The organism is Actinoplanes xinjiangensis (genome assembly GCF_003148685.1).
Taxonomy (GTDB): domain Bacteria; phylum Actinomycetota; class Actinomycetes; order Mycobacteriales; family Micromonosporaceae; genus Actinoplanes; species Actinoplanes xinjiangensis.
Genome location: NZ_QGGR01000020.1, coordinates 133,675 through 158,396 on the forward strand (window position 1 = coordinate 133,675; position 24,722 = coordinate 158,396).

Below are 24,722 nucleotides of genomic sequence, written 5' to 3' on the forward strand. Positions count from 1 at the left end.
GGAGGGGTCATGACCGTCATCGACAACACCCACCAGCGCCTGCTCCCGGCCCCCGCCGCCGACGTCGGCCGCCTCCTCGACCGGATCGGCCGCCCCGGCGACCCCCTCTGGCCGTCGCCGACCTGGATCCCGATGCGCCTGGACCGGCCACTGTCGGTCGGCGCCGGCGGCGGCCACGGTCCGGTCCGCTACCACGTCAGCGACTACCGGCCCGGCCGGCTCGTCGAGTTCACCTTCGACCCGCGGATCGGGCTGACCGGCACCCACACCTTCGAGGTCATCGCCCACGGCGACGACGCGTGCATCCTGCGGCACCGGCTCGTCGCCACCCCCGCCGCCCACATGCGGCTGCTCTGGCCGGCCCTGATCGGCCCCTGCCACGACACCGTCCTGGAACACCTACTCGACAACGCCGAACACGCCGTCACCGGCACGGTCACCGACCCGGTGCGCTATCCGTGGCAGGCGCGACTGGACGTCCGCCTCTTCAGCGTCCAGGTCAACGCGACGGCCGTACCGGACAACGCCCTTCTCCTCAAAGCCGCCCTGCCGCCCGCCGGCGACCCGGTGCCCGGCCCGGTCCCGCCGGCCGCACCGCGGCCGGACCTGGCCGACGCCTACACCGCGCGGGTCCCACCCGGCGCCCCCACCGACCCGCAGACCTGGGCCGACGCGATCTTCGGCAACCCGCCGCCCGCCGTCACCGCCCTGCTCCGGCTGCGCAACGCCCTGGTCACACCGTTCGGCATCGAACGCGGCGACCGGTCCGCGTTCGCCACCATCACCCGCACCGACCGGGAACTGCTTCTCGGCACCGACGCCAGCCACCTCGACTTCCGCGCCTCGGTCCTGGTCGAACCCGACGACGACGGCGTCAGCGTCACCCTGTCCACCCACGCCGTCGCCCACCACCGCACCGGCCGCCTCTACCTGACCCTGGTGCGACTGTTCCACCCGCCGGTCGTCACAGCGATGCTGCGCCGCGCCGCCGCGGAAACGGTACGACCGCGCCCGGTCAGGCCGCCCGCCCTGCCAGCCACGACCCCACCGCGGTGAAGTCGGCGGCGGTGAGCCCCGCATACGGATCCACCCGGTGCAGCAGCGCCGCCCCCGGGTGGAAGTCCTGCACCCAGTGACGATCGATGTCGGTGAGCTCGTCGTCCAGCCACACGAACGGCCGGCCGGCCGCCCACGACACCAGACTGATCGTCTTCCAGTGCAGAGCACCGGACATCCGGTCGTCCTCGGCGAACGCCACGACCGGCAACGGCGGCAGACCCAACCGTGGGCCGACCAGCTCGTTGGCCGTGTCCATCCACGTCGTCGCCCACACCAGCGAACCACCGAGCGCCAGCAGCCGGCCACCGTCGGCCGGATCGAGCCGGTGGATCAGCGGATGCCCCGACGGATCCGGCGCCACCGCCCCGGGCGGTGTGCCCGGCCGGGCCCGCAACGGAATCAGCGGCCCGTCCACGTCGAGGAAGATCACCGGTGGGGGACTCACCGCCAGCGGGCCCGCAACCCGCACGTCAGCATCGGCAGCACGAACTCACCGTCGGCCGTCTCCGGCCGCCCGGCCAGGAACTCCCGGATCCGCCGCAGCGTCGCCTCCCGCTGCGGGCCCGCCATGACCAGCAGCCCCGCCCGCGTCGCCAGCGTCGCCACCAGCGAATCCGCGGTCCGCACCTGCCCGTGCGCGAACTGCGCGCGCTGCGCCGACGCCGACAGCAGCCCGGCGGTCGCCGCCCGCCACGCCGCCGGAGTGTCGCGCGGCCCGACCACCGCGGCACCGGCCACCCGCGCCAGCCCGGCCACCCAGCCGACCCGGTCGTCCAGAACATTCCACAACCCGGCCAGCACCCCACCGGGCACCAGCACCCGGGCGATCTCCGGCCCCGCCACCGCCATGTCGAACCAGTGCAGGGCGTTACCGGCCACCACCACATCCACCGACGCGTCCGGCAACGGAATCGACTCCGCACTCCCACCGGCCGCCCGCACCTGCGGAAACGCCACCCGCAACTGCGCCAGCATCGCCGGATCCGGCTCGACCGCCGTCACGTCGGCACCGGCGGCCAGCAGCGTGGCGGTGAGCTTGCCGGTCCCCGCACCCAGATCCAGCACCCGCGAACCCGGCGCCGCCTCGATCGCCCACCGGGCCGCCGCGTCGGCATAGTCAGGGCGATGCCGGGCGTACGCCGCCGCCACCGTACCGAAGACCTCCATCCGGGCACCCTATAACCCGGTGGACGAAACCGGGCACCGGACGGCAGGCTTACCGACCGTGCCGGACACCGAGGTCAGCAAACTCCACGACGACGAGGTCGACATCGACACCACCCTGGTCAGGCGGCTACTCGCCGACCAGTTCCCCGCATGGGCGCACCACCCGGTCCGCTACGTGGCCGCCTCCGGCACCGACAACGCGACCTTCCGCGTCGGCGACGAACTGTCGGTACGCCTGCCCCGTACCGCACGCCACACCGGCCAGATCGAGAAGGACCTGACCTGGCTGCCCCGGCTGGCCCCGCACCTGCCGCTGGCCGTCCCCGAACCCCTGGCCGCCGGCACCCCCACCGACGAGTTCCCGTTCACCTGGGGCGTCTACCGCTGGCTGCCCGGCACCACCTTCGACCCGGCGCGACTCGCCGACCCGCAGGCCACCGCCCGCGACCTCGCCGACTTCCTGCACCACCTGCAGCAGATCGACACGACCGGCGCACCCACCCCACCGGACGACCCGTTCAGCCGCGGCACCCCCCTGGCACCGCGCGACCAGCTGTTCCGGGCCGCCGTCGAGGAACTGCGCGACGACTTCGACACCGGCCTGGTCCTGGCCGCCTGGGACCAGGCCCTGGCCGCCGACACCTGGACCGGACCGGCCCGCTGGATCCACGGCGACCTGATGCCCGGCAACGTCCTGATCGCCGACGGCCACCTCACCGCGGTCATCGACTTCGGCACCGCCTGGGCGGCGGACCCCGCCGCCGACATCCTCGCCGCCTGGCACCTGTTCGACGGCGACTCCCGGCAGGCGTTCCGAGACGCCCTCGACACCGACGACCAGGCCTGGGTACGGGCCCGAGGCTGGACCCTGTCCCTGGCGATGATCGCCCTGCCGTACTACCGCACCCGCGACCCGGAGTCGGTACGCGACACCGTCACCTTCATCAACGACCTGCTCGCCGACTTCACCGCCGGCCACTGACCGTCCCGCCGGTGCGAACCCGGCCGACCGGGCAGGTACCGCTCGCCCGTTCCGGGTGCCACCACCCCGTCCCCAGCGGCGAAAAGCCACCATTCGACCGGCTCGCGAAGGCCCGCCACCCCACTACCGTCGCTCAGGCAAATCGGCTGACCTTCGACGAGAGAACCCCGCCTTCGTGTCTTCCTACACCGACCTCGCCCCGGGCATCCACCGCCAGCGCCTCGTGGTCGAGGGCTACCCCACGTTCACCATCACCGACCAGCACATCAAGAAGTACCTGGCCGAACTCTCCGACGTCACCCGGATGACCACCCTGATCGAACCGGTGACCCACATCAGCGACCGGTACGGCTGGGCCGGCTGGATCCACTGGGAGACCTCCGGCGCGCACTTCTACTCGTGGGAACGGCCGATCTCGTTCTTCAGCGTCGACATCTACACCTGCAAGGCCTTCGACCCGGCCGACGTCGTCGCGTACACCCGGCGTTTCTTCGCCGCCACCGAGATCGTGGCGAAGGAGTTCTGAACGTGACCGTCGGCTACCGCCTGCCGGCCGAACAGATCGCCGCCACCAGCCGCGCCTTCCTGACCGGCCCGCCCCGGCCCGCACAGCGCCCCGGACGGCCCGGCCGGTTCGTGGCCGTGATCGTCCGCGACGGTCACCCCCTCGCCGACGTCGGCCGCGCCGTCGAGACGGCCGTGTTCGAACCGGCGTTCGGCAACGACGCCACCGTGATGAGCGCCGAATACGGCCCGTACGAGAACCGCAGCCTGTTCTTCGTCGTCCTGGACCGCCGCACCGGCCTGCCCGCCGGCGCCACCCGGGTGATCGCCGGCGTCGGGGCCGAGGTCAAGACGATCGCCGACGCGCCCGCCCACATCGGCCGCAGCGCCGACGAGATCGTCGACGCCCACGGCATGCGCGACCAGACGGTGTGGGACTTCGCCACCGTCGCGGTGCTGCCGCACTACCGGGGCACCCGGTACGGGCTGACGGTCAGCTCCCTGCTGTACCGCGCGTTCGCCGTCGCCGCCACCCACGCCGGCGTCGAACACGCGGTCGTGATGCTGGACGTACGCGCGTGGCGCAACATGACCCTGATCGGCAACCGCCTGTACCCGCTGGCCGGGTCGGCGCCGTTCGCCTATCTCGGCTCGGCCGACACCCGGGCGTTGTACGCGCGGATCCCCGACTTCGTCGCGGACATGACCCGGCAGGCCGCGGCCCTGCGCGGCTTCGGCACCGGGTATGCGGGCCGGATCCCCGGCCGTGGCTGGCGCAAGCTGGTGGCCCGGCGCGTCGCCGCGAACGTCTCGCACCGCCTCGCCACCGGCGACACCCTCGACCAGAACATCGTCCACGCCATTTAGCCGCCGTCCAGCTACGACCTGCGGCCCGTCGGCCGTGGCGATACTGCAACGTCGTCGACGCCGGATCCGGAGCATCCCCCGCCGCGCGGCCCGATGATTGCCGGCTTCCCGCGCGGCCGGTAGGAAGGGTTCACCCGGTTCGCGTGCGACGGCGACCCGGTGGATGCAGCGCGAGGGGAGACGACAGCGATGGCGACCGCGTACGGACCGCACGGAACCCTGGTGGCACGGTTCCTCGACGAGGTACGCACGAGACAGGTCGACTGGGCCGCGCACGCGGTACTGGCGGACCACCCCGGGACGTCGCCCGCGATGACGGCGATCGCCGAGCTGCACTGGACGGACACGGTCCTGGATGCGCTGGACCGGGCCGGGCTGCGGGTCTTCGCCACGCTGGGACTGTCCCGCACCGACTTCGACGACCCCCTCGCGCTGGGGGACGTGAAGGTGAGTGTGTCGTCCGCGGTGAAGGCGATCGCGGCCGGCGACCGGCTCGCGATCGAGCATCGACGGGCACTGCTCGAGCCGTTCGTGGCGGCCGGATTCGAGTCGGCCGCCACCGCACTGCGCGACGACCACGAGCCGCGGTCGCAAGGGCACCGATGAGCGACGCGTTCGGAGTCCACGGTGCGGTCGTCGCACGGTTCCTCGACCAGGTTCGCCGGGCCTCCACCGGCGACTGGCGCCGATACCTGGAGGCGGTCGCCGGGCAGCCGCGGGGCGCACGGCGTGAGGTGCTGCGGACCCTGGAGCCACGACTCGGTGCCGCCGTCGAGACCGCGGTCGACCGGGCCGCGGACGAGGCCCACCGCAGCCTGCGGCTGTCCAGCGACCGGTTCCCCGGCGTGGAGGCACGCTTCATCGCCCTGCACACGGACGTGATCACCGCGGCGCTGGTCCTCGCCGCCGGCGACACGCTGGGTCCGCACGCGCGGCAGGTGCTGTTGCAGCCGTTAGCCGACGCGGGATTCGAGGCAGCCGCGCACGCGCTGCCGGGGTCCGAGCCTGCCGCGTAAGCGCTGCGCGACAGACCGGAGCGGAGCCATCCGCGACCGCCGCGCACCGTGGCGGTCGCCGGGAGCGGGTGCGCTCAGACGGCGCGGACCTCGGCGAGCCGCCTGACGGCGAACTCGTCGCCCCAGCAGACCGCGGCCTCCCACGCGGCCGACGCTTGCGCGGCGATGTCGTACGTCCCGTCGTCGAGGCCGGCGGCGTTGCCGGGCAGCACCAGGTCGAGCTCGGGAACGTCGACGTGCGACTCGTCCCAGTCGATCAACGCGACCCGGTCCGCGGTGACCAGAACGTTGCCGGCGTTGTTGGGATCGCCGTGCACCACGCAGGTCCGGCGCCCGGCCAGCCGCGCCCACGCCGCCCGGCATCGGGCGACAGCCTCCGCGGGCATCGCGGCGAGGTCGACCCTGGTCCCGGTGCCGGCGTGCAGAAGGTCGGCCGACGACCGCCACCCCGGGCGCTGCGGCCAGCCCCGCGTCAACCGATGCAGCTCCCGCAGTGCGGCGGCGACACGCTGCCAGTCGGCGTGCGTCTGCGGTGGCCCGCCCTCCAGGTGGGTCATCACCACCAGACCGTCGACGAACAGCCGGCCGTCGCTTGCCGGAATCGGCACCGGCACGGTCAGACCAGCACGGTCGAGGTGGTGCAGCAGCGCGGTCTCCCACGCCAGATCGGCATCACTTCGGGTACCGAGACGACCGACCGCGAGCCGCCCGCCGAACCGCACACTCCACACGTCGTTGGCGACGCCACCGGCGAACCGCTCGATGCGGACGGCGTCCTCACCCCACTGCCCGAGCGCCTCCCACCCCACGGCCACATCGTACGGTTCAGCAACCGCACCGCCCCGGCGCGCCCGGCAGCTCGCACCGCCCCTCACCCTCACCGGGAATCTCCCGGTTCAGAGTCAGCGTTCGATCTGTCGTTGATAGCCTGCCGCGGTGCCGACCATCACCCGCCCCGCCGCCTCGTACGACGCCTCATGACGCTGAACCCCCGCCGCGCCGTCCGCGCGATCATCCTCGACGAGGACGACCGGATCCTGCTCTGCCGGTTCGTCTTCCCTCATCCGGCGGTACCGGAGCAGGCGAAAGTCGTCTGGGCGGCCCCGGGCGGCGGCATCGAACCCGGTGAGGACCGGTTGACGGCGCTGCGCCGTGAACTGCGTGAGGAGACCGGGCTGGTGGTCACCGCCGAGCCACCGCATGTCTGGCACCAGGAAGTCATCGCCGCCGACGTCGCACCGGGCTTCGACGGCATCGTCAACGACTACTTCCTCATCCGCACGACCCACTTCCAGCCCCGCGGCGAGTTCACCGACGACGAACTCACCGCGCAGGAGAACCTGGCCGGATTCCGGTGGTGGTCCCTCCCGGAGATCACTGACTATGAGGGATCCGAGCTGTTCTCACCCCGCGACCTGACCACACCCTTGACGGCGCTGCTCACCACCGGGACACCCGCCCGGCCGGTCCGGCTCGGCCTCTAACACCCCGCGTGCGTTTCGGGTCGACTGCTCAGGCGGGCGCTCCCGGAGCGACCGGCCGGGAGGCGATCGCCCATGCGAGTGTCGCGGCGACGGCGATCTCCCGCGCTCTCGCGGAACACGAGAAAAGCCGGGCCTACCTGGAAGCCATGCCGGTCAGCAGCCGCATCCGCTGCCGGCGCACCCGCAGCCCGCTCCGCCCGCACGCTGGGCGGAGCGGCGCCGGTGCAGCCACCACATGCCCAGCGCCAGCACGGCGAGGCCGGCGGCGACGGCGAGCAGAGTCTGCTCCAGGATCGCGGCGCCCGCGCCGGTGAGCACCCCGGCGGCGATCAGCAGTGGCAGGGCGCAGCAGGCGGCGCAGGCTAGGGCGGCGAGCCCGCCGGTGACCTTGCTGCGCCGCGGCGGCGCGTTGTCGATCTGCACCGGCGCCGGCTCGGCGGTGCGGGTAGGCGGGGTGGCGGGCTGGCTCATGCGGGCGCTCCGTCAGGTCGGGTCGTGGCAATGGTCAGGTACGGGATCGGGCAGTCGGTGCAGGTGCAGTTGGTGAGGCTGTCGCAGCGCGCGTCGACGACCTCGGTGAGCGTGCCGCGGATCGCGGTCAGGTCGGCGATCTTCCGATCGATCTCGGCGATCTTGTCGATCGCCCGTTGCCGCAGATCCGCACTCGGGTGCCGGCGGCTTCCGGCATCGAGGAGGCCGGCGACTTCGTCGAGGGTGAACCCGAGCCGTTGCGCCGCCTTGATCACGGTCAACAGGGCAACCGTGTCGGCTGGGTAGAGCCGATGCCCGCCGTTGGACCGGACCGGTTCGGTGAGCAGGCCACGGCGTTCGTAGTAGCGCAGCGTCTGGATGTTGACGCCGGCCCGTTCGGCGACCTCGCCGGTGCGCAAGCCCTCCATCATGACGCCCGCGCCGCGGTGCGGGCGCCCTCGAACGGCAGCCCGGCCTGCGCCCAGTCGGCTTTGCCACCGTCGTAGACCCGGACGTCGGTGTAGCCGAGCCGCTCGAATACCACCGCGGCCGTCTTGGAGCGTGTGCAGAACGGTCCGGAGCAGTAGGTGACCACGATCCGGTCGCGGTCCGGTACGAGCTGGGTCGCCAGGCCCACGGTGAGTTCGCCGGGCAGATTCACCGCGCCCGGCAGATGGTCCGCCTCGTAGTGAGCCGCGGGCAGGGCCTCGACGACGGTGACGGCACCGGTGTCGAGCAGGGTGAGCAGGGCGTCCCGGCTGATGCGCTGCATCAGGCGATCCCGGTCGCGACGGTGCTCGCGCGCTGGGCCAGCGAGGCGAGCACGTCGGCGTGTTGGGCGGACACCTCGATGTCGAGGACCACGACCTCACCGTCCGGCGCCGGCTCGGTGGCGATGGTGAAGGCGAAGAACGAGCAGCACTCGGTCTCCCGCGCTGCCAGGTCCCGCACCGTGGCCGCGAGCCCGGCCGGGCCGGCCATCCGCAACCGGGCGTGCGTCGTGTCCATCTGCTCCACCTGACGCACCGCGGTGGCGAACAACGCGTCGAACTCCGCCAGCCGCAGCGGCTGCGCCGCTGTCGGCAACGTGCAGGCATCCGGAACCAGGAAAGACATGCTGGTCTCCTCAAACAGGGCGCCATCCGCGCCGTCCGTCAGACGGTAAGCCTGTACCTGGGTACCGCATGCAACCCCATCTTTGGAGTCAGCGGCGGCAGCCCGCCGACTGGCGGATCTCACATTCGTGCACGCTTTCCTCAACTGCTGCTCGCATCGACCGCTGGACACCGCGTCGGCCGTGTACAGAGGGAGACACGCTGATGTCGTGGAAGCCTGCCCGCAATTGCGGCGATCGCTGGCGAGACCCACCGTCGCCAACGTCGGCCAAGTCCCGCCGGATTGCCGGATTTACCGAATCCCGTCTGTAGCAGTCCTCAAGGCGAGGCTTACCGGGCCGATTCGTCCCTCATGACTCGCCGGATGCTCACCTCCTATCTCGCCCTGGCCGGGCTCGCCGCTGTGGCGGCGGGTGTGACGTCCGGAAGGCCGTACGGCGATCTGCTGTACTTCGGCGCGTACCTGAGCATCGTGGTTGCCGTCTGCTGGTCGGCAGTGAGCCGGCGCCGTAGCGGGGACCGGATGCCCTGGCTGTACGTCGCGGTGGGGCAGGTCGCCTGGCTGGCCGGGGACGCCGTCTACCCGATCAGCACCCTGTTGCAGCGCGCCGAGGACGGGTCGGCCTCGGCGGTGCTGTGGACGATCGGCTACCTGGCGTACGGTGCGGCGCTGGTCGCGATGGCGCGGCGCAGGGCGGGCCGCTGGCTGCGGCCCGCCGTCCTGGACATGCTGACCCTGACCGTGGCGTCCTCGATCGTGATCTGGGTGGTGTTCGTCTCGCCGTACCTGGCGGAGCTGGCCGCCGATCCCCTCGGCGCCTACCTGTACGTGATGGCCCCGCTGGGAGACATCGGCATCGTCGCCGGAGTGCTGCTACTGGTGCTGTCACCGGGCCGGCGTACCGGTGCGACACGGTTGCTGTTGCTGTCGGCGGTCCTGCGGATCGTGGCTGACCTGGGCGGTAGTTTCATCCCGTCGATAGAGCTGGCGATAGCGGTCAGCACGGGTGTGATCCTGCTGAGCAACTCCCTGCTCGTCGCCGCTGCCCTGCACGTCAACAGCAATGAGTTGACCGTCGCGGCCCGCCAGGCACCCACCTTGCATCCCGCCCGGGTCTGGTTCCTCGGCGTGGGCCTGCTGACCGCGCCGGCGGTCCTGTTCGCCCGCCACGAATACGTCGAGGCCGAACGTGTCCTGTTGTTCGCCGCCACGCTGGCGACCGCCGCGTTCATCCTGGCCCGGTTCGCCACCGCGCTGCGGTCACTGGAACAGGCAGAACGCACCCTCAGCTACCGCAGCCGCCACGACGCACTGACCGGGCTGCTCAACCGGACCGCGCTCGGCGACGAACTCGACGCGTGCCCGCCCGGCTCGACCGTGCTCTACCTCGATCTGGACGGTTTCAAGACGGTCAACGACACCGCCGGGCACGCCGCCGGTGACACGATCCTGCAGACGGTGTCCCAGCGGCTGAAAGCCGCCGTACGCGAATGTGACCTGGTCGCACGCCTCGGCGGCGACGAGTTCGTTGTCGTCCTGACCGGCCTCGACAGCGCCGACGGCATCCGGGTCGCCGACCGCATCCTGCACGACGTGGCCATGCCCGTCGAACACGACGGCGCCTGGTACACCGTCGGCGCCAGCATCGGCATCGCCAGCCCCGCCACCACCGACACCCCCTGGCGGCCCACCGCCCTGCTCCGCGCCGCCGACACCGCCATGTACCAGGCCAAACGACTCGGCCGCGGCCAATGGATCCTCGCCGACACGCCCGCTTGACACCGCCGGCCCCGAACCAGGGAAGCTGTCGAAATCAGAACGGTCCAGAACGGGCGCCCCAGTGAGTTCCTCGCGATGCCCGCTGACCGTAGAGGAAGCGACGTGGCCCGCGCCGCCCTGCCCGAGCACCTCGGCCGGCGACCCCCGAGCGGGAGGCCCGCAGCCAGGGCTGCGGGCCTCCGTTCACGAGCTTGAACCGGTAGACGGCGTCAGAGGGTGTTCAGGTCGAACTTCTCCCACGAACCGCCGACCGTGTCCCGGTTGGCGATCAGCGGGCTGGCGCCGGCACTGTCTGCGGTGACGAACTTGCCGTTCGCCTCCGCCTTGAAGCTGACGCTGCCGTCGGCGTTGCGCACGAGCAGGAACTTCTCCCACGTTCCGCCGACGTGATCGCGGTTGGCGATCAGCGGGCTGGCCCCGGCGCTGTCGGCCGTGACGTACTTGCCGTTGGCGTGCGCCCGCAGGGCGATGACGCCGTCACCCAGCTCGTAGCTGTCGAACTTCTCCCACGAGCCGCCCACGGCGTCCCGGTTGGCGATCAGCGGGTCGGCCCCGGCGCTGTCCGCGGTGACGAACTTGCCGTTGGCCCGGGCGCGCAGGCTCACCGACGTCGCCGGGGTGACCGACAGGACCCGGAACGCCGTGCCCTGGAGGCACTTGCTGACCCCCAGCAGGTTGTAGCCCGTGATGCTCAGTTTCGCGCCCACCTTGACGACGGCCGGATCGCCGCCGATCGGGCGGTACGTCACGCCACCGGAGGACAGCAGCAGGCACCCCTCGGCGCCTTGCGTCACCGTTCCGAGCACGGTCGCCACGGCGTACGCCTGTGTGACCTGGAACCGGACCCCCTGGGTGCAGGAGCCGGCCGGGCCCGGGGCCCGGTAGCCGTAGACGTGGACCTTCTGACCGGCCTTCACGATCGCGGCGTCGCCCCCGGCCAGTTGATAGGTGGTGGTGCCGTCGTTGACGACCAGGCAGCCGGTTCCGCCGGCGGCCTCCACGCGGCCGGTCACCTCGAACTCCTTGAGCTGGCCGACCCAGTCGGCGAGGCCGTCGACCCGGGTCGCCGTGGCGTCGCGCCGCGTGCTCGTCTCGGCGAGACACCCGCCCTGCCACGAGGTGCTGAGCACGGCGACCAGCTGGGCCGTGCCGTCGCTGTTCTCGCGGATCACCGGGCCACCGGCGTCGCCCTTGCAGATCGTGGCGTCAGCGAGCGGCATGATGCCCAGGCCCGTCGCCGAGACGTCCTGCACCGAGATCTGACCGGTGTGGGGCAGGGCCGGCACCCATGCGGTCGCGGTCCGGCCGAAGCCGAGGACCCGCAGCGTCTCGCCGGCGGCCGGAGCGGAAGCCGACACGGGAGCATTGCCCTGCACGCCGATCACATTCTTGGCCAGATGAGCGACGACCAGGTTCCGGTCGTCGCGTACGTGCAGGTAGTCGACCGCCACGGTCTGCGCGGCCGACGGCTGGTCCGCGCGGGTCGTCACGGTGCTGGTGACCGGCGGTGGCCCGGTGACCGGCGCGGTCGACCCGACGGTGAAGCATTCCTTCGACGTGGCCACCAGGTAGAGGTCCACCAGCACCCCGGTGCAGGCGCGGTCGCCTCCGACGCCCACCTTGACGACGTACCCGTAGGCCGCGTCGGCCGTCGGTGACGCACCGGCTCCCGCGACCGCCTGATCGGCCGCGGCGAGACCGGCCAGACCGATGGCCGAGGCTGCCAGCAGCGCCATTCCCCGGCCGCCGAGCAGTCTTCGTTTGATTGCAACCATGACTTTCCCCCGTTGAGAATCGGACTGAATCCATACCGGACAGTAGTGGCAGTCATCGATCTCCGGAAGGAACGACCGGGATAGTTGGCATCCCGTTTACCGGGCGGCGCGTCGCGCTCTGAGGGGCCGGTCGACCAGGTGGCCCTGAGGCCGTTGCCCTCAACGCCGCCTCCTCGTCGTTCGACCGGGACGACATGAACGAGTTCGTACGGCGACTCAAGACCTGACTGGCTCTCACCCGGGGGCGGGTGCCGGTAGAAACGTGTCACCGGCCGCGAACAAAGAGTTGACCGTTGGGTTGACGCGCGATCGGGGGCCGCGGGCAGCATGCCAGGCGGGTCGCCGTGATGATGCCCGGCGTTGGATTCGGATGAGTTGGACGCTGCTGGACGACGAGCGTGAGCTGATTGCGGGCAAACGCGGGCCGACCTGCTGCCGGCGTGGGTGGTCGGGTGCGGGGGACGGGTGCCGGGCTATCGGTGGCGGGGCTCTGGTGTCCGCGATCAGGTGAGGCCGACCGGTGCCGGGCGCAGCGGCTCGCCGTCCAGGTCGGACGTGCCCGGAGGCGCCCACCACAGCGTGTCCTCCGGCGTCAGGTACGGGAAGCAGTACCGTCCACCGTCGGCGTACCGGCTGGTGCCGCCACCGTGCAGGAGTGCATCGGCCGTCGCGGCCAGGTAGGCGCCGAGGCTCGGCCACGCGTCGCGGAAGGTGCCGCGGTCGTCGTGGTAGGCCCAGCCCAGCCGCCCGTGGCCGGGGCCCGGTCGCAGGTCGATGATCTGCGCGTCGCCGTCGATCTCGGCGAACGGGATCCAGAGCGGGTGCCACCACGGCTCGCGGCCCTCCTCGGCCGGCTTCCGCCCGTCAGAGTAGCCGGCAATCTCCATGCACATTTCGTGATGCGCGACGATCTGAGCGACCTGGAGCGGGGGCTGCCCGGGGAACGCGTTGTCCCACCCCCACCGGCTCAGCCCGTCGTGGCGGCGCAGCGACTCGACCAGTTCGGGCGGCAACGCGACCCGGAGGCGGGCCTCGGCGGCGGCGATCTCGGCCGAGTCGGCGGGGCCGGCCAGCAGCTCCGCGCTCCGCGGTGCGTGTCTCGCCATCCACCTCTCGATAGCCGACCAAGCGTCGGTGACCTGTCCCATGGTCGGGACAGTAGCGCGCGGCCACCCCCGCCGATACCGGCGTCTGGCCCGGAAGCGCGCCGCGGCCACGTCAGACCGGCGCGGAGCCGGGCGGTCGCTTCGCGGGACGTCCGAACTCAGCCAGCTCCAACAAACGCCCCACGGCGGCGTTACGTAGAAATCTCGACCCACCGCACCAGCATCCGGGGGAGGACGCGGCGAGTAACCGCGAGGTGACCTCAGTGAGGCGGAACCCGTCCGCTAATTACTGAATTACTAATAACGGCAATCCAGTAATAGCCTCAGAGGTCAGAAACGGACATAACCGGCGTACATCATAAGGTCCGTTATGGGCGGGGAAAGAGGTTGCGCGAGCCGCCGGGTGACCCACCTTGTGCGACGGCTACCTTCTGCGGCATGAACTACACGTACTTCGCCGCCCGGTCCGACGCGGTCGCCGCCGCGGTGCTGAACTGGCCCGCGGGTCCCTACGAGCCGCCGACACAAGCCGGCGCCGCGGGACTGCTCAGCGAGGCGATCGACGGAGTCGGGTTCTCGCAGGAACTCGGCCACTACGCCCGGCTCGTCCTCGGCCCCGGCAGCGACATGGACCTCGAAGACTGGGAGCACCGCATCGCCGCCACCAACGACGAGCGAATCGTCGTGCTGCGGCTGCCGCCGGCTCTGGTCCGCGCCGTCGCCGACAGCGACCTCGACCACCTGCACGGCCTGGTCCCGGTCTGGGCGCAGTACCCGTACTTCGCCGACCCGGACCCCGCCCAGCGCCTGCACGCCTTCGCCACCGCCCTGCACCGGCTGTGCCGGGCGGCGACCGAGAACACCGGCGGCGTCTACTGCTACGGCTGGGCCTGACCACAACCCGTCACTCGACCGGGGGTGATGAGCCTCAGCGCGCGGCGCCGGGTTCGAGCGGTCCGCCGGGTCCGTGGTGGCGCGGGAGGTCACCGTCGGGTACGGCACGTTCGGAAATCCTGTGGGCTGAAGTCGCATATCGGCCTGCCCGTAGTTTCCAGCCCAAAAACAACGGTAAGAACTGAGGGTTGATCAAGGTCTGCCCCGCGCCCTAGCGTGCCGTCCGTTTGGTGACGGTCGATGCTCAGGCGGTGGGTTCGTGGCAACTCAGGATGTGTTCTCGGCGCAGGAACTGGCGCGGCTTCGGGGCTTCCCGGAGATCAACCGGGCGGAGCTGATCCGGTACTTCACATTGACCGGTGCGGACGAGGCGTTCGTGCGCCAGTTCCGCACCGGCCGCAACGTGCTGGGTGTGGCGGTTCAGTTGTGCTCGCTGCCGTGGCTCGGGTTCGTACCCGATGAGGTAGCGGCGGCGCCGGACGCCGTGGCGGGCCGGTTATCGCAGCGGCTCGGGATCGCGATGGGTGAGTTGCGCGGGTACGGCGAGCGGGAGCAGACCCGTACGGATCATCTGCGGGAGGTGGCCGGCTACGCCGGCTGGCGGTCGATGGACACCGCCGAGTGGAAGGACCTCGACGAGTTCCTGTTCGCCCGGGCGATGGAGCACGACTCGCCGAAGCTGCTGTTCCGGCTGGCCTGCGAGTACCTGCTGTCGTCGCGGGTGCTCCGGCCCGGGGTGATCCTGTTGCTGCGGCGGGTGGCAGCGGCTCGGGCTCACGCGAGGTCGGAGACCTGGGCGCGGGTGAAGCACCTGCTCTCCGACCGGCGGTGCGCCGAGCTGGATCTGCTGTTGGTCCCGGACGCCTACCTCGGCCGGACCCCGCTGGCCTGGCTGGGTGTGGGGCCGACGTCGTCGAGCCCGGCCGCGGTGAAGGCGGAGTTGGAGAAGCTGGCCTACCTGCGGCGCCTCGACGCGCACACCGTGGACCTGTCGATGCTGCCGGCGGAGCGGCGCCGGTTCCTGGCCGGGGTGTGCCGCCGGTTGACCGGGCAGGCGTTGCAGCGGCGCGAGCCGGAACGCCGGTACCCGATCCTGCTGACTTTGCTGTCGCAGTCGGCCGTCGACGTGCTCGACGAGACGCTGCTGCTGTTCGACCAGGCGATCAGCGGCCGGGAGGCGGCGGCGAAGCAGAAGGTCGCCGAGGCCCTGGCCGAGCGGGCCAAGGGCGGCGAGAACCGGCAGGCGCTGCTGGACGAGATCTTGACCATCGTGCTCGACACCGGGGTCGGCGACGAGCAGATCGGCGGCATGCTGCGCACGAGCATCGGCCTGGACCGGATGCGCGCCGCGTGGGCCGAGCGCCGCGAGCGGCTGCCCCGCGACCATGGCCAGCTCAGCATGCTCGACGCGTCGATGTCGTACCTGCGCCAGTTCGCCCCGGCAGTGCTCGCCGCGGTGCAGTTCGCCGGCGGCCCGGGAACCGAGCAGCTGCTGCGGGCGGTGAGCATCCTGACCGGGCTGTACGCCACCGGCGCCCGCAAGGTCCCGGCGAGCGCCCCGGTCGGGTTCGTGCCGACGAAGTGGGCCGGCTACCTGGTCGCCGCGGAGCAGGCCGGTGACGTCACCGCGTACCGCCGGTACTGGGAGCTGGCCGTGCTGGTCGGCCTGCGCGACGGGTTGCGCTCCGGCGACATCTTCGTGCCGGGCTCGCGCCGGTACGCCGATCCGGCGTCGTTCCTGCTCACTCCGGAGGCGTGGGCGCCGCAGAAGGTGGAGTTCTGTCATCTGGTCGGCAAGCCGGTCGAGGCCGTCGACGCGCTCGCGGCCGCCGACGACGAGCTGCACACCGCCCTGGCCGACCTGGAGACCCAGCTGGCGAAGGGCAACCCGGGCGAGGTCCGGCTCACCGACGACGGCGAGCTGATCATCCCGCCGCTGACCGCGGAAGACGTGCCGGCCGAGGCCGACGCGCTGCGCGCCGAGCTGGCCGCGATGCTGCCACGGGTACCGATCGCGTCGGTGCTGGTGGAAGTCGACGCCCGGACCGGGTTCACCGACCACCTGATGCACGCAGGTGGGAAGGTCGCCCGGCCGGCCGAGCTCAAACGCAACCTGATGTACGTGATCATCGCGGAGGCCACGAACATGGGCCTGTCCGCGATGGCCGAGTCCTGCGGCGTGCCGTACGACGTGCTCGCCTGGACCGCCGAATGGTACTTCCGACCCGAGACCCTGGAGGCCGCGAACGCCGCGGTGGTCAACTACCACCACCGGCTCCCGCTCACGAGGGCGTTCGGCTCCGGCACCCTGTCGAGCTCGGACGGCCAACGGTTCCCAGTCAAGGGCAAGAGCATCACCGCGCGGCACTTATCGCGGTACTTCGCCCGCGGCCAGGGCGTCTCCACCTACACCCACGTCTCCGACCAACACTCCACCTTCGACACGAAGGTCATCGTGGCGACCGCGCCGGAGTCGCACTACGTGCTCGACGGGCTGCTGGGCAACGAGACCGACCTGCCGACCTTCGAGCACGCCACCGACACCCACGGCGCGACCCTGGCCAACTTCGCCCTGTTCGACCTGGTCGGCAAGCAGCTCTCCCCGCGGATCCGGGACCTCGGGAAGATCACTCTGTACCGGACCGGGCCGCGCGCCGACTTCCTGGACCGCTACCCGCGCGCCGGGGCGCTGCTGACCCGACGGCTGAACCTGGACCTGATCACGGACATGTGGGACGACCTGCTACGCGTCGCTGCCAGCGTGCAGGGCGGGCACGCCACCGCGGCGCTGGTCGTCGGCAAGCTGTGCTCCTCGAAACGCCAGCAGAACGCGCTGAGCAGCGCGATCAAGGAGTACGGAGCCCTACGGCGCACGGTCTACGCCGCTCGCTACCTGGCCGACGAGACCTACCGGCGCCGGATCGCCCGGCAACTCAACAAGGGCGAGAACCTGCACGCCCTGCGCCGCTCCCTCGCCTACGCCGGCGAAGGCGCGCTGCGACGCCGGCACCACGAACAGCAGACCGAGCAGCTGTGGTGCCTTACCCTGGCCACCAACGCGATCGTCTGCTGGTCGACGGAATACCACGGCCTCGGCGTTGCTGCCCTGCGCCGCGTTGGCCGCCAGGTCGACGATGAGGTCCTGGCGCACATCTGGCCGACCCACCACGAGAACGTGCACTTCTACGGCACGCACTCGGTCGACATCGACGGCTACCGGCCGCTGCGGCTGGCCGAAGTCGCCGCCGTGAGCCGCTGATCGCGCCACAGCCGAACCAGTTGGTCTGAGCCTGCGGTCAACGTCCGGACCGCGGGCATGGTGCTGGTGGCGAGCGAGATCCTCAGACGTCGATGCGATTGCTGGGATCCGGAGGCGGAAAATCTACCGCTTTTTCCTCGAACTTTCTAACGGTAATAGGACATTCAACCCATACGCGAGAGACTTCATGAATCTCCCACCTACCGCCTTTTCCTTTACATCTTTCACAAAGCACCTCAACCGGGATAAGCTTCGTGTTCGAGCGAGGCCCGATTCTCCTAGGTGCTGGCGTACGACCGTTCTTGGCCCGGTAATACCAAACCAAGCCCCAGAGGCCGGAAGTTGTCACAGTCAAAATCAAGTGGACGGCATGCTCAAGTCCGTTGATCGACTGTGGAAACGGACGAGTCATGACGGGACTGCGACCTGGAATCAACTTGGTACGTGAAGTCCACCGATGGCCATCCCACCAGCGCATATACCCGCCAGAAAAGTCGTCGTACCAGCCCGGATCCGGCAACTGCCCCCGGTCGCTCACTACTGATGCCCCCTCGTCCAACGCAGGAACACCCTGCACCGTCCGAGATTTATACCCTGCGCACCCCGGTCCATCACCCATTTTCTCTAAAGAGATCGACCGCGACCGTTGCGCTGACCGGCCGGGTGCCCCGATGATCGACCAAGCCCCACAAGCCCTGTTCGTGGTAGCACAGCCGCATCCGCCTGACCGTGATCGCGCTGGTCGGCTGCCCCTCCGCGTTGAGTTCCGCGGCCTTGGCAGCTTCCCGGTCGCGCAGGCTGTGCCGCGCTGGATCGTCGGGTTCCCGCGGCCGGCGAACCCGGCGGCAGGCTTGCCGGTCGACCGAGTACCACGGGCTCGGCGTGGCCGCCCTGCGCCGCGACGGCCGCCAAGTCAACGACAAGGTACTGGCCCATCTGGCCCACCCACCCACGAAAATGTGCACTTCTACGGCACCCACTCCGTCGACATCGATGGAGAACTCGCCCAGCTCGACACCGACGGCTACCGGCCCTTGCGGCTGGCCAACGTGGCTGCGGCGATCCGCTGATTGCTTACAACCAAACGGGGGCGGGCTGCACACCAAACCTGGTGTGCAGCCCCACCGCGTTGAGCCGCGTCTGCTGGAAGGTTTGGTGCTTCTCTTGCCAGCCGATGATTACGACGGCATGGCAAAGCTGGACTTGGTGATCCCACGCTCCCACCAGCGAATCTTGAAGGATTCGCCTTTGGCCGCCGTCACAGGGAAGAAGCCCCAGGTTTTGAACGTCTGATGCGCCCTGACTGCCACCACGGTGTTGCGGGGCACCCGGGCGCATCGTCCATCCGTCATCAACACGACGCGGTTCTCGAACACCAGGGCGCTGTTACCGGTCTTGCTTGGGCAGGCCAACTCGAGCGTGCGGTTGGTGCGGTTCTGATAATCGATATCAGCGCGGATTCCACCATTGACCGCCCGCAGTTGAACTAGTTCCAGTTTGAAGTCCTCGTCGCGGTACATCAACCCGGTGCTTTGTGGCCGCGTCTCGGTGCTTTGGGCCCGTACTAGAGGCAGGCCGAAGGGGATCATCGTGGCGATCGCCGCCACGACCGCCACGACCGCGGTGAGCTTGGCCCGGCTCGCGCCGGCGGTGAGCGCGACCGTCTCGATGAGCGACAAGACGATGACCGATACCAGCGCGCCCATCTTGAGGAACGCTTTCAGCGCTTCTGGTCGCAGGTCAGCCGTCGGGAGAGCGCCGTCGAGGAGGTACGCGGCGACCGCGCCCAGCGACGAGGCCAGTGGCGCCAGCAGCGGGTGGACTTCGCTTACTCCGAATGTCCACCGCAGACCGTGAAAGAGCAGCGGCAAAACAATCAGCGCGCCCCAGAGGATGAACGGGTAGACAAGCAGGAAGCTGCCAGCGTCGCCCTTAACGTCGTTCTTCTCGACGTAGTAAGCGAAAAGAAAAATTAGGGTGATGACCAATGGGGGGACGAGCCCTCGCAACATGACCGGGAGCACCGCGGCCCGTGATGTTGTGTCTGGCCGGCCCAGGATGGCGTACACCGCGGCCGCTACGGCGGCGATGACGCCCGTGGCTCCGAACCCAATCAGAGAGTTGTTGATCCGGTCGTTGGTGAAGTCAAATCCAGACAGGTACGGGAGGCTCAGCACGAAGATCGCGACCAGGCCGACATACGCGCGGGCGGTCGAGAGCCGCTGGAAGGGCTTGGTCTCATCCGCGCTGCGGGGGCGGTACGCGTACCGTGCGAACTTCCAGGGGACGAGGTAAGTGCTCAAATCGGCCATCGGACTCCTTCGCATCGTCCGTGACCGAAAACGGTAGCGAGAGCGAACAAATGTGAAGACGATCATCTTCCTCGGCAGCCAGCGGAGATGACGTCGTTCCTCTGTGACACAGAATCTCGTATTCTCTGTTACAGTGCCGATGAGCCACCCATCGCCACCTGCGGGACGCCGTCACCGCGGCTAGGGCGACTCGGCCACATTCTGTGTCACATCACCGGAAGGGGCCGCTGAGGTGTCCGTGATCCCGTTGCCGACCGCCCGCCGCCCGGTGGCGCTCGTGGTCGCCGTCGACGCGTTCCTCGACCGATTCCGCGACGACCCCGGTACCCGCGCCACCTACACCGAGACACTGCGCCGGCTGCGCGAGATCGCCAGCGATCAGCTGCCGGTTGCCGCGCTCACCCCGGAGATCTAACGAGCAGACGATGGCCCGCTGGGACGAGCGGGCCGCGAACACCTGGAACAAGCACCTGTCCGCGCTCACCTCGTTCACCGCCTACTGCCGCCGTCAGGACTGGCTGACCACCGACCCCGGCCGGCGCCTGGAACGCCGCAAGATCACCCGGACCCGGGACAAGGCCATCCCCCCGCGCCCGGCTCGATCGGCTGTTCACCGACGACCGCAACCCGCTGCGCGAGCGGGTCCTCTGGCGGATGCTCTACGAGACCTGCGCCCGCGCCGAAGAGATCCTCAGCCTGAATGTGCCCGACCTCGACATGGAGTTCCGCCGCGCCCTGGTCACCGAGAAAGGCGGCGACCGCGCCTACGTGCACTGGGAAACCCCGACCGCCCGCCTGCTGCCCCGGCTGCTGGCCGGCCGCACCACCGGGCCGGTATTCCTCGCCGACCGGCGCGCACCCGCCGCCGGACGTCGCGCCCCGGCCCTGGGCGACATCTGCCCGGACACCGGCCGCGGCCGACTGTCCTACCCGCGCGCCGAATACCTGTTCAAGCAAGCCTCCACGCTCCACGACCCGCACGGCGCCGGGTACACCCTCCACCAACTGCGCCACAGCGGGCTGACCCATCTCGCGGCCAAGGGCCGCAGCGCCGCCGAACTCCAGGCCAAGTCCCGCCATCGGCACCTCGCCACTCTGGGTATCTACGTCCGGCTCGGTGAGGAGACCTCCGCCCGCATCACCGCCGAGAACGACGAGCACCACCGACGGCACCGCCGCTGACCTCGTATCTCACTTACCGGGATCATGGAAAACGGCGAGACGCCATCCGGCAACCCGGCCGTCTTGAGGCAGTCACCCCAGGTACGGGCCTAGATCAACTGCTTACCGTTGTTTTTGGTCTGGAAACTACGGGCGGGCCATATCGCGGGGTTGGCGACATCATGCAGCCCTACCTGGCCGGGCAGGAGGATCAGCTCGGCGCGGTCGGGCTCATGCTCAACGCCGTGGTGCTCTGGAATACCCGCTACATCGACCTGGCCGTCAACGTGCTGCGCGGCCAGGGCTACCCGGTCCGGGACGAAGATGCGGCCGCGATGGGGGTCGGCTCGGAACCCTGGAGCTCGACCTGTCGGGTCACCCGGCCTCCGGCGTCGACCTCGAAGGAGAACCGGATGGCTTCCTTGCCCAGAAGCACCGCATCGACGTCACCGGTCGGCCTGCCTCTGTGAAAGGGCGATGCGGCGCCGCACGAGATCGACATCCATGATCTTTACGGTGAGGGCGTCGCCGACCTCGATGACGTCCTGTGGCGATTGATCCAGTTCGTCGGTGTGGACGAGGCCCTCAAAGCCGTCCTTTCGGTCTTCGATGCGGACGAAGACACCGAACGGCACGATCTTGGTGACCGGCCCTGTGACCACCTGGCCGATCCTCTGCGCCACCTGCGGCCACGGGTCTTCCTGTACTGCTCGAAGCGACAGCGGCACTCGCTCCCAGACCATGTCGACGTCGAGGACCTCGGCTGTCACCTGCTGGCCGACGCTGACGACGTCGGACGGGTGGTTGATCGGACGCCAGGACAGCTCCGGAATGTTGATCATCGCGGTGAAGCCGCCGATGTCCACGAAGGTGACGCCGAAACTGGCGATGGTCGTCACCGTGCCGGTGACGACCTGGCCGCGCCGCAGGGTCTTCAGGAACGCCCAGTCCCGGTCGCTGGGTGTCGGTTCGGTCTGCCAGCGCGCGCGGAGTACCCCGTCGCTGTCGGGCAGTACAGCGGTGAACAGCGGGAGATCTTCACCGGCGTACTGGGAAACGACGCCGGCAGCACTCGCGCCGGCAAGCTGGGAGGTCACGTCCTCGAACTGGGTCTCGTCCACGACTGTGCTGGTGATCTGCCCGTCTTCGTTCTCCCAGATGATCTTCACCAGCCCTTCGCCGGGCAGGGCGGCCACGGCCGTGTCGACGTCGGTGAGCAGGTCCGGCCAGACGGACAACTGTGCGCGTGGGGCCAGCTGGGAGCGCACGGTCGTGATGTTGTCGCGGCTCAGGCGGTGCCATCGGGAGGCGTTGACGGCGAAGGTCTCCTCCAGGAACGTGGCGCGGTGGGCGCTGACGGTCCAGCCGAGGCGGGCCCAGAAGTCGGCGTCGGCAGGGCGCTGCACGTATGCGGGGTCGTCGGGGGCGAAGTCGTACGGCGATGCGTCCAGGCGTTGCGTGAACAGGCCGAGTGCCCGGGTGCGGGTCAGCGCGGCTTCGCAGGGCCGGCTGCTGCCGAGGTAGAGGTACTGGTCCCAGCCGACGTGCACCGTGAACTCTCCCTCCGCTTCCAGGCGGCACCAGGCGCCGTTGTCACGGAGCATTGCTCGGACGAGCTCCACGCCGACACCGATCGGCACCAGCGCCCCGTCGTGGAACCCGGCGGCGCCGGCGGGGAAGAGGCCGGCCAGGCCGTAGCCGTCGACTGGTGGTTCCAGGCCGAAGTGGGCGAAGCCTCCGAGCTGCGGCTCGCGGATGGCCAGCTGGTCGACGCCGCTGTCTTCGGCGAAGGCGGCGACGGCCTGCAGGTAGGCGGTCTCGACCGGCCCGTGGTCACTGGTCGTGTCCTCAGTGCCGGCGTAGTGGCCGTGCTGGTCGCGGTCGGCGGGGTCGTACTTGGTGACCTGATAGACGTAGGGCAGCACGTCACTGCCCACCGGGAGTCGACGGCGTGGCCGGGTTCTGGTGGCGTTCAAGGACGCGGTGGACCGTGAACTCGGCGAAGGTGGCCAGGGTGTTGAGGAACATCTTGCCCATCGGGTCGGCGGGGTCGTGGGGCGTGCCGCCGCGGATCGCCGCGAGGGCCTGAGCCGGGCTGGGCCGGTCGCGGTTCGTTGCGGTCAGACCGTGGCCCAGGTAGATCCGATCATCATCGTTCGTTGAGGGTTCGGCAAGCGGACAAGATCATCTCTACCGCTGACCGCTCACCCCGTATCGGGACGCGAGCGGGCCGCGGTGACGGTGCCGCCGTGGTGGACCCGGGAGGGGTAATGCCCTTGAGTTCGTGGTGGCTCGCGCGGTGGGATCCTGCGATGGACTTCATTGACAAGATCGCCTGGATTGAGGTGCGCGACGGCGCGATCCTGAGCACCCGGTCGGTAGGGCGGGACGTCTACTACCTGCCGGGCGGTAAACGTGAAGCCGGGGAGGCGGACGTCGACACCCTGGTGCGGGAGGTCCGTGAGGAACTCAGCGTCGCGATCATCGCCGCCGGTGCGGTGCACGTGGGCACGTTCCAGGCGCAGGCGCACGGGCATCCGGACGGCACGATCGTGCGGATGACCTGCTACACCGCCGGCTTCGAAGGGGTGCTGCGGGCGGACCACGAGATCGAGGAGATCGCCTGGCTGACGTACGCGGATCGGGAGCGGGTCTCGCCGGTGGATCAGATGATCTTCGACGAGTGGTACCGGACGGGGCTGCTGCGCCCCGCGACGACGGGTGGGCCGGTTCCCGGTTAGGGTGGCCACATGGGTTGCTTCTCCTGCATGCGGACTCGCGCTGCCGCTTAGCGGCGGTGTCACGGTTCTCGTCGAGCCTGCCCCTGCGGGGGTGACCGCCGGATCGGTGTCCGTCCGGCAGCCTTGTCATGTTCTCGTCGCGCTGCCGGATCGTTGTGGGAGATCCGGGGAGCAATGCTGTGTCACATCATCGAATCATCGTCGCCGAGCCGGTCGCGTTGTCGCCGCGGGCGCTCGGAGCCACCGGCCGGCACCGGCTTCCTGAGCCGCCGGGAGGGCCGGTAGCCGACTCGGGATTCACCATCGGTGGGCGCCGCCGCAACCGCGGCCCGGGACGGGACTCCGGCGGTCGTCACGGCGCCGACGACGCCGGGGGACAGCCACTGACGGCGGGCGGTGACCCGTACGTCCGGGTGTTCGGTGCCGAAGTGACGCGCGCGGGGGCGGGTCGATGACGGGGCTGCGGCCGGGCGCACCCGGGAGGCTGTTTCTGATGGTCGGTCTTCCCGGCGCCGGGAAGACCACCCGGGCCCGGCAGCTGGCCGTCGCGCATCGCGCGCTGAGGTTCACCCCGGACGAGTGGATGATCGCGTTGTTCGGTGATCCGGAGGCCGGCGGGCGGCGTGACGTGCTGGAGGGCCGGCTGATCACGGTGGCTCTGCAGGCGGTGCGGGTGGGTACGAACGTGGTGCTCGACTTCGGGTTGTGGGGCCGTGACGAGCGGTCGGCGCTGCGCTGGCTGGCGGCGTCGGTGGGGGCGCCGTGCCGGGTGATCTATCTGCCGGTCGCGCCGGACGTGCAGCGGGCCCGGGTCGCGCACCGGCAGGTGGTCGCGCCGCACACCACGTTCCCGATGGCCGATGCCGACCTCGATGCGTGGCGGTGCCAGTTCCAGGAGCCGGATGCCGCCGAGTTGGGCGGGGCGGCGATTCCGGCGCCGCCTTCGGGATCGGCGGGCTGGGCGCAGTGGGCGGCCGGGCGGTGGCCGTCGCTGTCGGCCGGCGAGAGGGCCTGATCGGCGGCCGGCTG

General features: G+C 70.2%; 26 protein-coding genes and 1 pseudogene. 15 read left to right on the forward strand and 12 right to left on the reverse strand.

Features of this window, described 5'->3' with window-relative positions:
* The first annotated feature begins 9 nt into the window (after positions 1-9).
* Positions 10-1,056, forward strand: a complete 1,047-nt coding sequence (locus BC793_RS34460) for a DUF2867 domain-containing protein (RefSeq protein WP_109600204.1) — start codon at positions 10-12, stop codon at positions 1,054-1,056.
* On the opposite strand, the gene BC793_RS34465 is transcribed toward BC793_RS34460, so the two are convergent.
* Positions 1,016-1,528: an HAD domain-containing protein gene (locus BC793_RS34465; RefSeq protein ID WP_239170442.1), complete on the reverse strand. Its 513-nt coding sequence runs from the start codon at positions 1,526-1,528 to the stop codon at positions 1,016-1,018. The two genes, BC793_RS34460 and BC793_RS34465, sit on opposite strands and share 41 nt — an antisense overlap.
* Complete coding sequence (locus tag BC793_RS34470; protein ID WP_109600205.1) at positions 1,501-2,226, reverse strand: class I SAM-dependent methyltransferase; 726 nt, start codon at positions 2,224-2,226, stop codon at positions 1,501-1,503. The genes BC793_RS34465 and BC793_RS34470 overlap by 28 nt, the downstream gene beginning before the upstream one ends.
* Before the next feature lie 58 nt (positions 2,227-2,284).
* Between BC793_RS34470 and BC793_RS34475 the strand changes: the two genes are divergently transcribed.
* From BC793_RS34475 to BC793_RS34495, 5 genes are all read left to right on the forward strand, one after another.
* The gene (locus BC793_RS34475; RefSeq protein ID WP_203896457.1) at positions 2,285-3,208 is read left to right on the forward strand and encodes an aminoglycoside phosphotransferase family protein; all 924 of its coding nucleotides are present in this window, start codon (positions 2,285-2,287) and stop codon (positions 3,206-3,208) included.
* A gap of 175 nt (positions 3,209-3,383) precedes the next feature.
* On the forward strand, positions 3,384-3,734 hold the full coding sequence (locus BC793_RS34480) for an S-adenosylmethionine decarboxylase (protein ID WP_109600209.1): 351 nt from the start codon (positions 3,384-3,386) through the stop codon (positions 3,732-3,734).
* 2 nt (positions 3,735-3,736) lie between these two features.
* Complete coding sequence (locus tag BC793_RS34485; RefSeq protein WP_109600211.1) at positions 3,737-4,579, forward strand: hypothetical protein; 843 nt, start codon at positions 3,737-3,739, stop codon at positions 4,577-4,579.
* A gap of 189 nt (positions 4,580-4,768) precedes the next feature.
* Positions 4,769-5,185 carry a hypothetical protein gene (locus tag BC793_RS34490; RefSeq protein WP_109600212.1) on the forward strand — a complete coding sequence of 139 codons (417 nt, stop codon included), beginning with the start codon at positions 4,769-4,771 and terminating at the stop codon, positions 5,183-5,185.
* Positions 5,182-5,595, forward strand: coding sequence for a hypothetical protein (locus tag BC793_RS34495; RefSeq protein WP_109600214.1), 414 nt, complete (start codon positions 5,182-5,184; stop codon positions 5,593-5,595). The genes BC793_RS34490 and BC793_RS34495 overlap by 4 nt, the downstream gene beginning before the upstream one ends.
* A gap of 74 nt (positions 5,596-5,669) precedes the next feature.
* Here BC793_RS34495 and BC793_RS34500 read toward each other — a convergent pair whose 3' ends face one another.
* Entirely contained in the window at positions 5,670-6,404 is a 735-nt protein-coding gene (locus tag BC793_RS34500; protein WP_109600300.1) for a phosphotransferase enzyme family protein, read from the reverse strand.
* A gap of 168 nt (positions 6,405-6,572) precedes the next feature.
* On the opposite strand from BC793_RS34500, the gene BC793_RS34505 reads away from it, so the two are divergent.
* A complete protein-coding gene (locus BC793_RS34505) occupies positions 6,573-7,079 on the forward strand; it encodes an NUDIX hydrolase (protein ID WP_109600216.1) in 507 nt (168 codons plus the stop codon).
* A gap of 153 nt (positions 7,080-7,232) precedes the next feature.
* Here BC793_RS34505 and BC793_RS34510 read toward each other — a convergent pair whose 3' ends face one another.
* From BC793_RS34510 to BC793_RS34525, 4 genes are read right to left on the reverse strand one after another with little or no spacing between them, the layout of a single operon-like run.
* Entirely contained in the window at positions 7,233-7,550 is a 318-nt protein-coding gene (locus BC793_RS34510; RefSeq protein WP_109600218.1) for a hypothetical protein, read from the reverse strand.
* Complete coding sequence (locus BC793_RS34515; RefSeq protein ID WP_239170447.1) at positions 7,547-7,978, reverse strand: MerR family transcriptional regulator; 432 nt, start codon at positions 7,976-7,978, stop codon at positions 7,547-7,549. The genes BC793_RS34510 and BC793_RS34515 overlap by 4 nt, the downstream gene beginning before the upstream one ends.
* Positions 7,978-8,322, reverse strand: coding sequence for a rhodanese-like domain-containing protein (locus tag BC793_RS34520; protein ID WP_203896458.1), 345 nt, complete (start codon positions 8,320-8,322; stop codon positions 7,978-7,980). The genes BC793_RS34515 and BC793_RS34520 overlap by 1 nt, the downstream gene beginning before the upstream one ends.
* On the reverse strand, positions 8,322-8,666 hold the full coding sequence (locus BC793_RS34525) for a P-loop NTPase family protein (protein WP_109600224.1): 345 nt from the start codon (positions 8,664-8,666) through the stop codon (positions 8,322-8,324). Before BC793_RS34525 ends, BC793_RS34520 begins: the two co-directional genes overlap by 1 nt.
* Before the next feature lie 363 nt (positions 8,667-9,029).
* Between BC793_RS34525 and BC793_RS34530 the strand changes: the two genes are divergently transcribed.
* Positions 9,030-10,445 carry a sensor domain-containing diguanylate cyclase gene (locus BC793_RS34530; protein ID WP_109600226.1) on the forward strand — a complete coding sequence of 472 codons (1,416 nt, stop codon included), beginning with the start codon at positions 9,030-9,032 and terminating at the stop codon, positions 10,443-10,445.
* A 209-nt stretch (positions 10,446-10,654) separates the two neighbouring features.
* Here the strand turns inward: BC793_RS34530 and BC793_RS34535 are convergent, their stop codons facing one another.
* Complete coding sequence (locus BC793_RS34535; RefSeq protein ID WP_109600228.1) at positions 10,655-12,220, reverse strand: trypsin-like serine protease; 1,566 nt, start codon at positions 12,218-12,220, stop codon at positions 10,655-10,657.
* Between the two features lie 503 nt (positions 12,221-12,723).
* Positions 12,724-13,326, reverse strand: coding sequence for an SMI1/KNR4 family protein (locus tag BC793_RS34540; protein ID WP_203896459.1), 603 nt, complete (start codon positions 13,324-13,326; stop codon positions 12,724-12,726).
* 438 nt (positions 13,327-13,764) lie between these two features.
* On the opposite strand from BC793_RS34540, the gene BC793_RS34545 reads away from it, so the two are divergent.
* On the forward strand, positions 13,765-14,220 hold the full coding sequence (locus BC793_RS34545; protein WP_109600232.1) for a hypothetical protein: 456 nt from the start codon (positions 13,765-13,767) through the stop codon (positions 14,218-14,220).
* 259 nt (positions 14,221-14,479) lie between these two features.
* Positions 14,480-17,479 carry a Tn3 family transposase gene (locus BC793_RS34550; protein ID WP_109600234.1) on the forward strand — a complete coding sequence of 1,000 codons (3,000 nt, stop codon included), beginning with the start codon at positions 14,480-14,482 and terminating at the stop codon, positions 17,477-17,479.
* An 82-nt stretch (positions 17,480-17,561) separates the two neighbouring features.
* Here BC793_RS34550 and BC793_RS52895 read toward each other — a convergent pair whose 3' ends face one another.
* Complete coding sequence (locus BC793_RS52895; protein ID WP_109600236.1) at positions 17,562-18,098, reverse strand: DUF2510 domain-containing protein; 537 nt, start codon at positions 18,096-18,098, stop codon at positions 17,562-17,564.
* Positions 18,099-18,657: 559 nt separating this feature from the next.
* On the reverse strand, positions 18,658-19,791 hold the full coding sequence (locus tag BC793_RS34565) for a hypothetical protein (protein WP_109600240.1): 1,134 nt from the start codon (positions 19,789-19,791) through the stop codon (positions 18,658-18,660).
* Between the two features lie 232 nt (positions 19,792-20,023).
* Here BC793_RS34565 and BC793_RS51785 point away from each other — a divergent pair, with 232 nt between their 5' ends.
* The 3 genes and pseudogenes from BC793_RS51785 to BC793_RS52900 all read left to right on the forward strand — a co-directional run.
* Positions 20,024-20,206, forward strand: coding sequence for a hypothetical protein (locus BC793_RS51785; protein WP_239170443.1), 183 nt, complete (start codon positions 20,024-20,026; stop codon positions 20,204-20,206).
* 239 nt (positions 20,207-20,445) lie between these two features.
* A complete protein-coding gene (locus tag BC793_RS51790; protein WP_239170444.1) occupies positions 20,446-20,973 on the forward strand; it encodes a site-specific integrase in 528 nt (175 codons plus the stop codon).
* A 152-nt stretch (positions 20,974-21,125) separates the two neighbouring features.
* Positions 21,126-21,284: pseudogene (locus BC793_RS52900) on the forward strand (Tn3 family transposase); the annotation flags it as partial.
* Between the two features lie 114 nt (positions 21,285-21,398).
* On the opposite strand, the gene BC793_RS34580 reads toward BC793_RS52900, so the two are convergent.
* Entirely contained in the window at positions 21,399-22,889 is a 1,491-nt protein-coding gene (locus tag BC793_RS34580; RefSeq protein ID WP_239170445.1) for a S1 RNA-binding domain-containing protein, read from the reverse strand.
* 375 nt (positions 22,890-23,264) lie between these two features.
* On the opposite strand from BC793_RS34580, the gene BC793_RS34590 reads away from it, so the two are divergent.
* On the forward strand, positions 23,265-23,693 hold the full coding sequence (locus BC793_RS34590; protein WP_109600242.1) for an NUDIX hydrolase: 429 nt from the start codon (positions 23,265-23,267) through the stop codon (positions 23,691-23,693).
* Positions 23,694-24,186: 493 nt separating this feature from the next.
* A complete protein-coding gene (locus BC793_RS34600; protein ID WP_239170446.1) occupies positions 24,187-24,708 on the forward strand; it encodes a P-loop nucleotide/nucleoside kinase family protein in 522 nt (173 codons plus the stop codon).
* Positions 24,709-24,722 lie beyond the last annotated feature (14 nt).

What these genes read in the sequence shown, in the direction of transcription:
- BC793_RS52895 (WP_109600236.1), bottom strand. Translation starts at nt 18,098, where the DNA reads ATGGGTGATGGACCGGGGTGCGCAGGGTATAAATCTCGGACGGTGCAG.
- BC793_RS34490 (WP_109600212.1), top strand. Translation starts at nt 4,769, where the DNA reads ATGGCGACCGCGTACGGACCGCACGGAACCCTGGTGGCACGGTTCCTC.
- BC793_RS34515 (WP_239170447.1), bottom strand. Translation starts at nt 7,978, where the DNA reads ATGGAGGGCTTGCGCACCGGCGAGGTCGCCGAACGGGCCGGCGTCAAC.
- BC793_RS34525 (WP_109600224.1), bottom strand. Translation starts at nt 8,666, where the DNA reads ATGTCTTTCCTGGTTCCGGATGCCTGCACGTTGCCGACAGCGGCGCAG.
- BC793_RS34590 (WP_109600242.1), top strand. Translation starts at nt 23,265, where the DNA reads ATGGACTTCATTGACAAGATCGCCTGGATTGAGGTGCGCGACGGCGCG.
- BC793_RS34460 (WP_109600204.1), top strand. Translation starts at nt 10, where the DNA reads ATGACCGTCATCGACAACACCCACCAGCGCCTGCTCCCGGCCCCCGCC.
- BC793_RS34505 (WP_109600216.1), top strand. Translation starts at nt 6,573, where the DNA reads ATGACGCTGAACCCCCGCCGCGCCGTCCGCGCGATCATCCTCGACGAG.
- BC793_RS34540 (WP_203896459.1), bottom strand. Translation starts at nt 13,326, where the DNA reads ATGGCGAGACACGCACCGCGGAGCGCGGAGCTGCTGGCCGGCCCCGCC.
- BC793_RS34545 (WP_109600232.1), top strand. Translation starts at nt 13,765, where the DNA reads ATGAACTACACGTACTTCGCCGCCCGGTCCGACGCGGTCGCCGCCGCG.
- BC793_RS34510 (WP_109600218.1), bottom strand. Translation starts at nt 7,550, where the DNA reads ATGAGCCAGCCCGCCACCCCGCCTACCCGCACCGCCGAGCCGGCGCCG.
- BC793_RS34530 (WP_109600226.1), top strand. Translation starts at nt 9,030, where the DNA reads ATGCTCACCTCCTATCTCGCCCTGGCCGGGCTCGCCGCTGTGGCGGCG.
- BC793_RS34520 (WP_203896458.1), bottom strand. Translation starts at nt 8,322, where the DNA reads ATGCAGCGCATCAGCCGGGACGCCCTGCTCACCCTGCTCGACACCGGT.
- BC793_RS34535 (WP_109600228.1), bottom strand. Translation starts at nt 12,220, where the DNA reads ATGGTTGCAATCAAACGAAGACTGCTCGGCGGCCGGGGAATGGCGCTG.
- BC793_RS34565 (WP_109600240.1), bottom strand. Translation starts at nt 19,791, where the DNA reads ATGGCCGATTTGAGCACTTACCTCGTCCCCTGGAAGTTCGCACGGTAC.
- BC793_RS51790 (WP_239170444.1), top strand. Translation starts at nt 20,446, where the DNA reads ATGCTCTACGAGACCTGCGCCCGCGCCGAAGAGATCCTCAGCCTGAAT.
- BC793_RS34470 (WP_109600205.1), bottom strand. Translation starts at nt 2,226, where the DNA reads ATGGAGGTCTTCGGTACGGTGGCGGCGGCGTACGCCCGGCATCGCCCT.
- BC793_RS34495 (WP_109600214.1), top strand. Translation starts at nt 5,182, where the DNA reads ATGAGCGACGCGTTCGGAGTCCACGGTGCGGTCGTCGCACGGTTCCTC.
- BC793_RS34600 (WP_239170446.1), top strand. Translation starts at nt 24,187, where the DNA reads ATGGTCGGTCTTCCCGGCGCCGGGAAGACCACCCGGGCCCGGCAGCTG.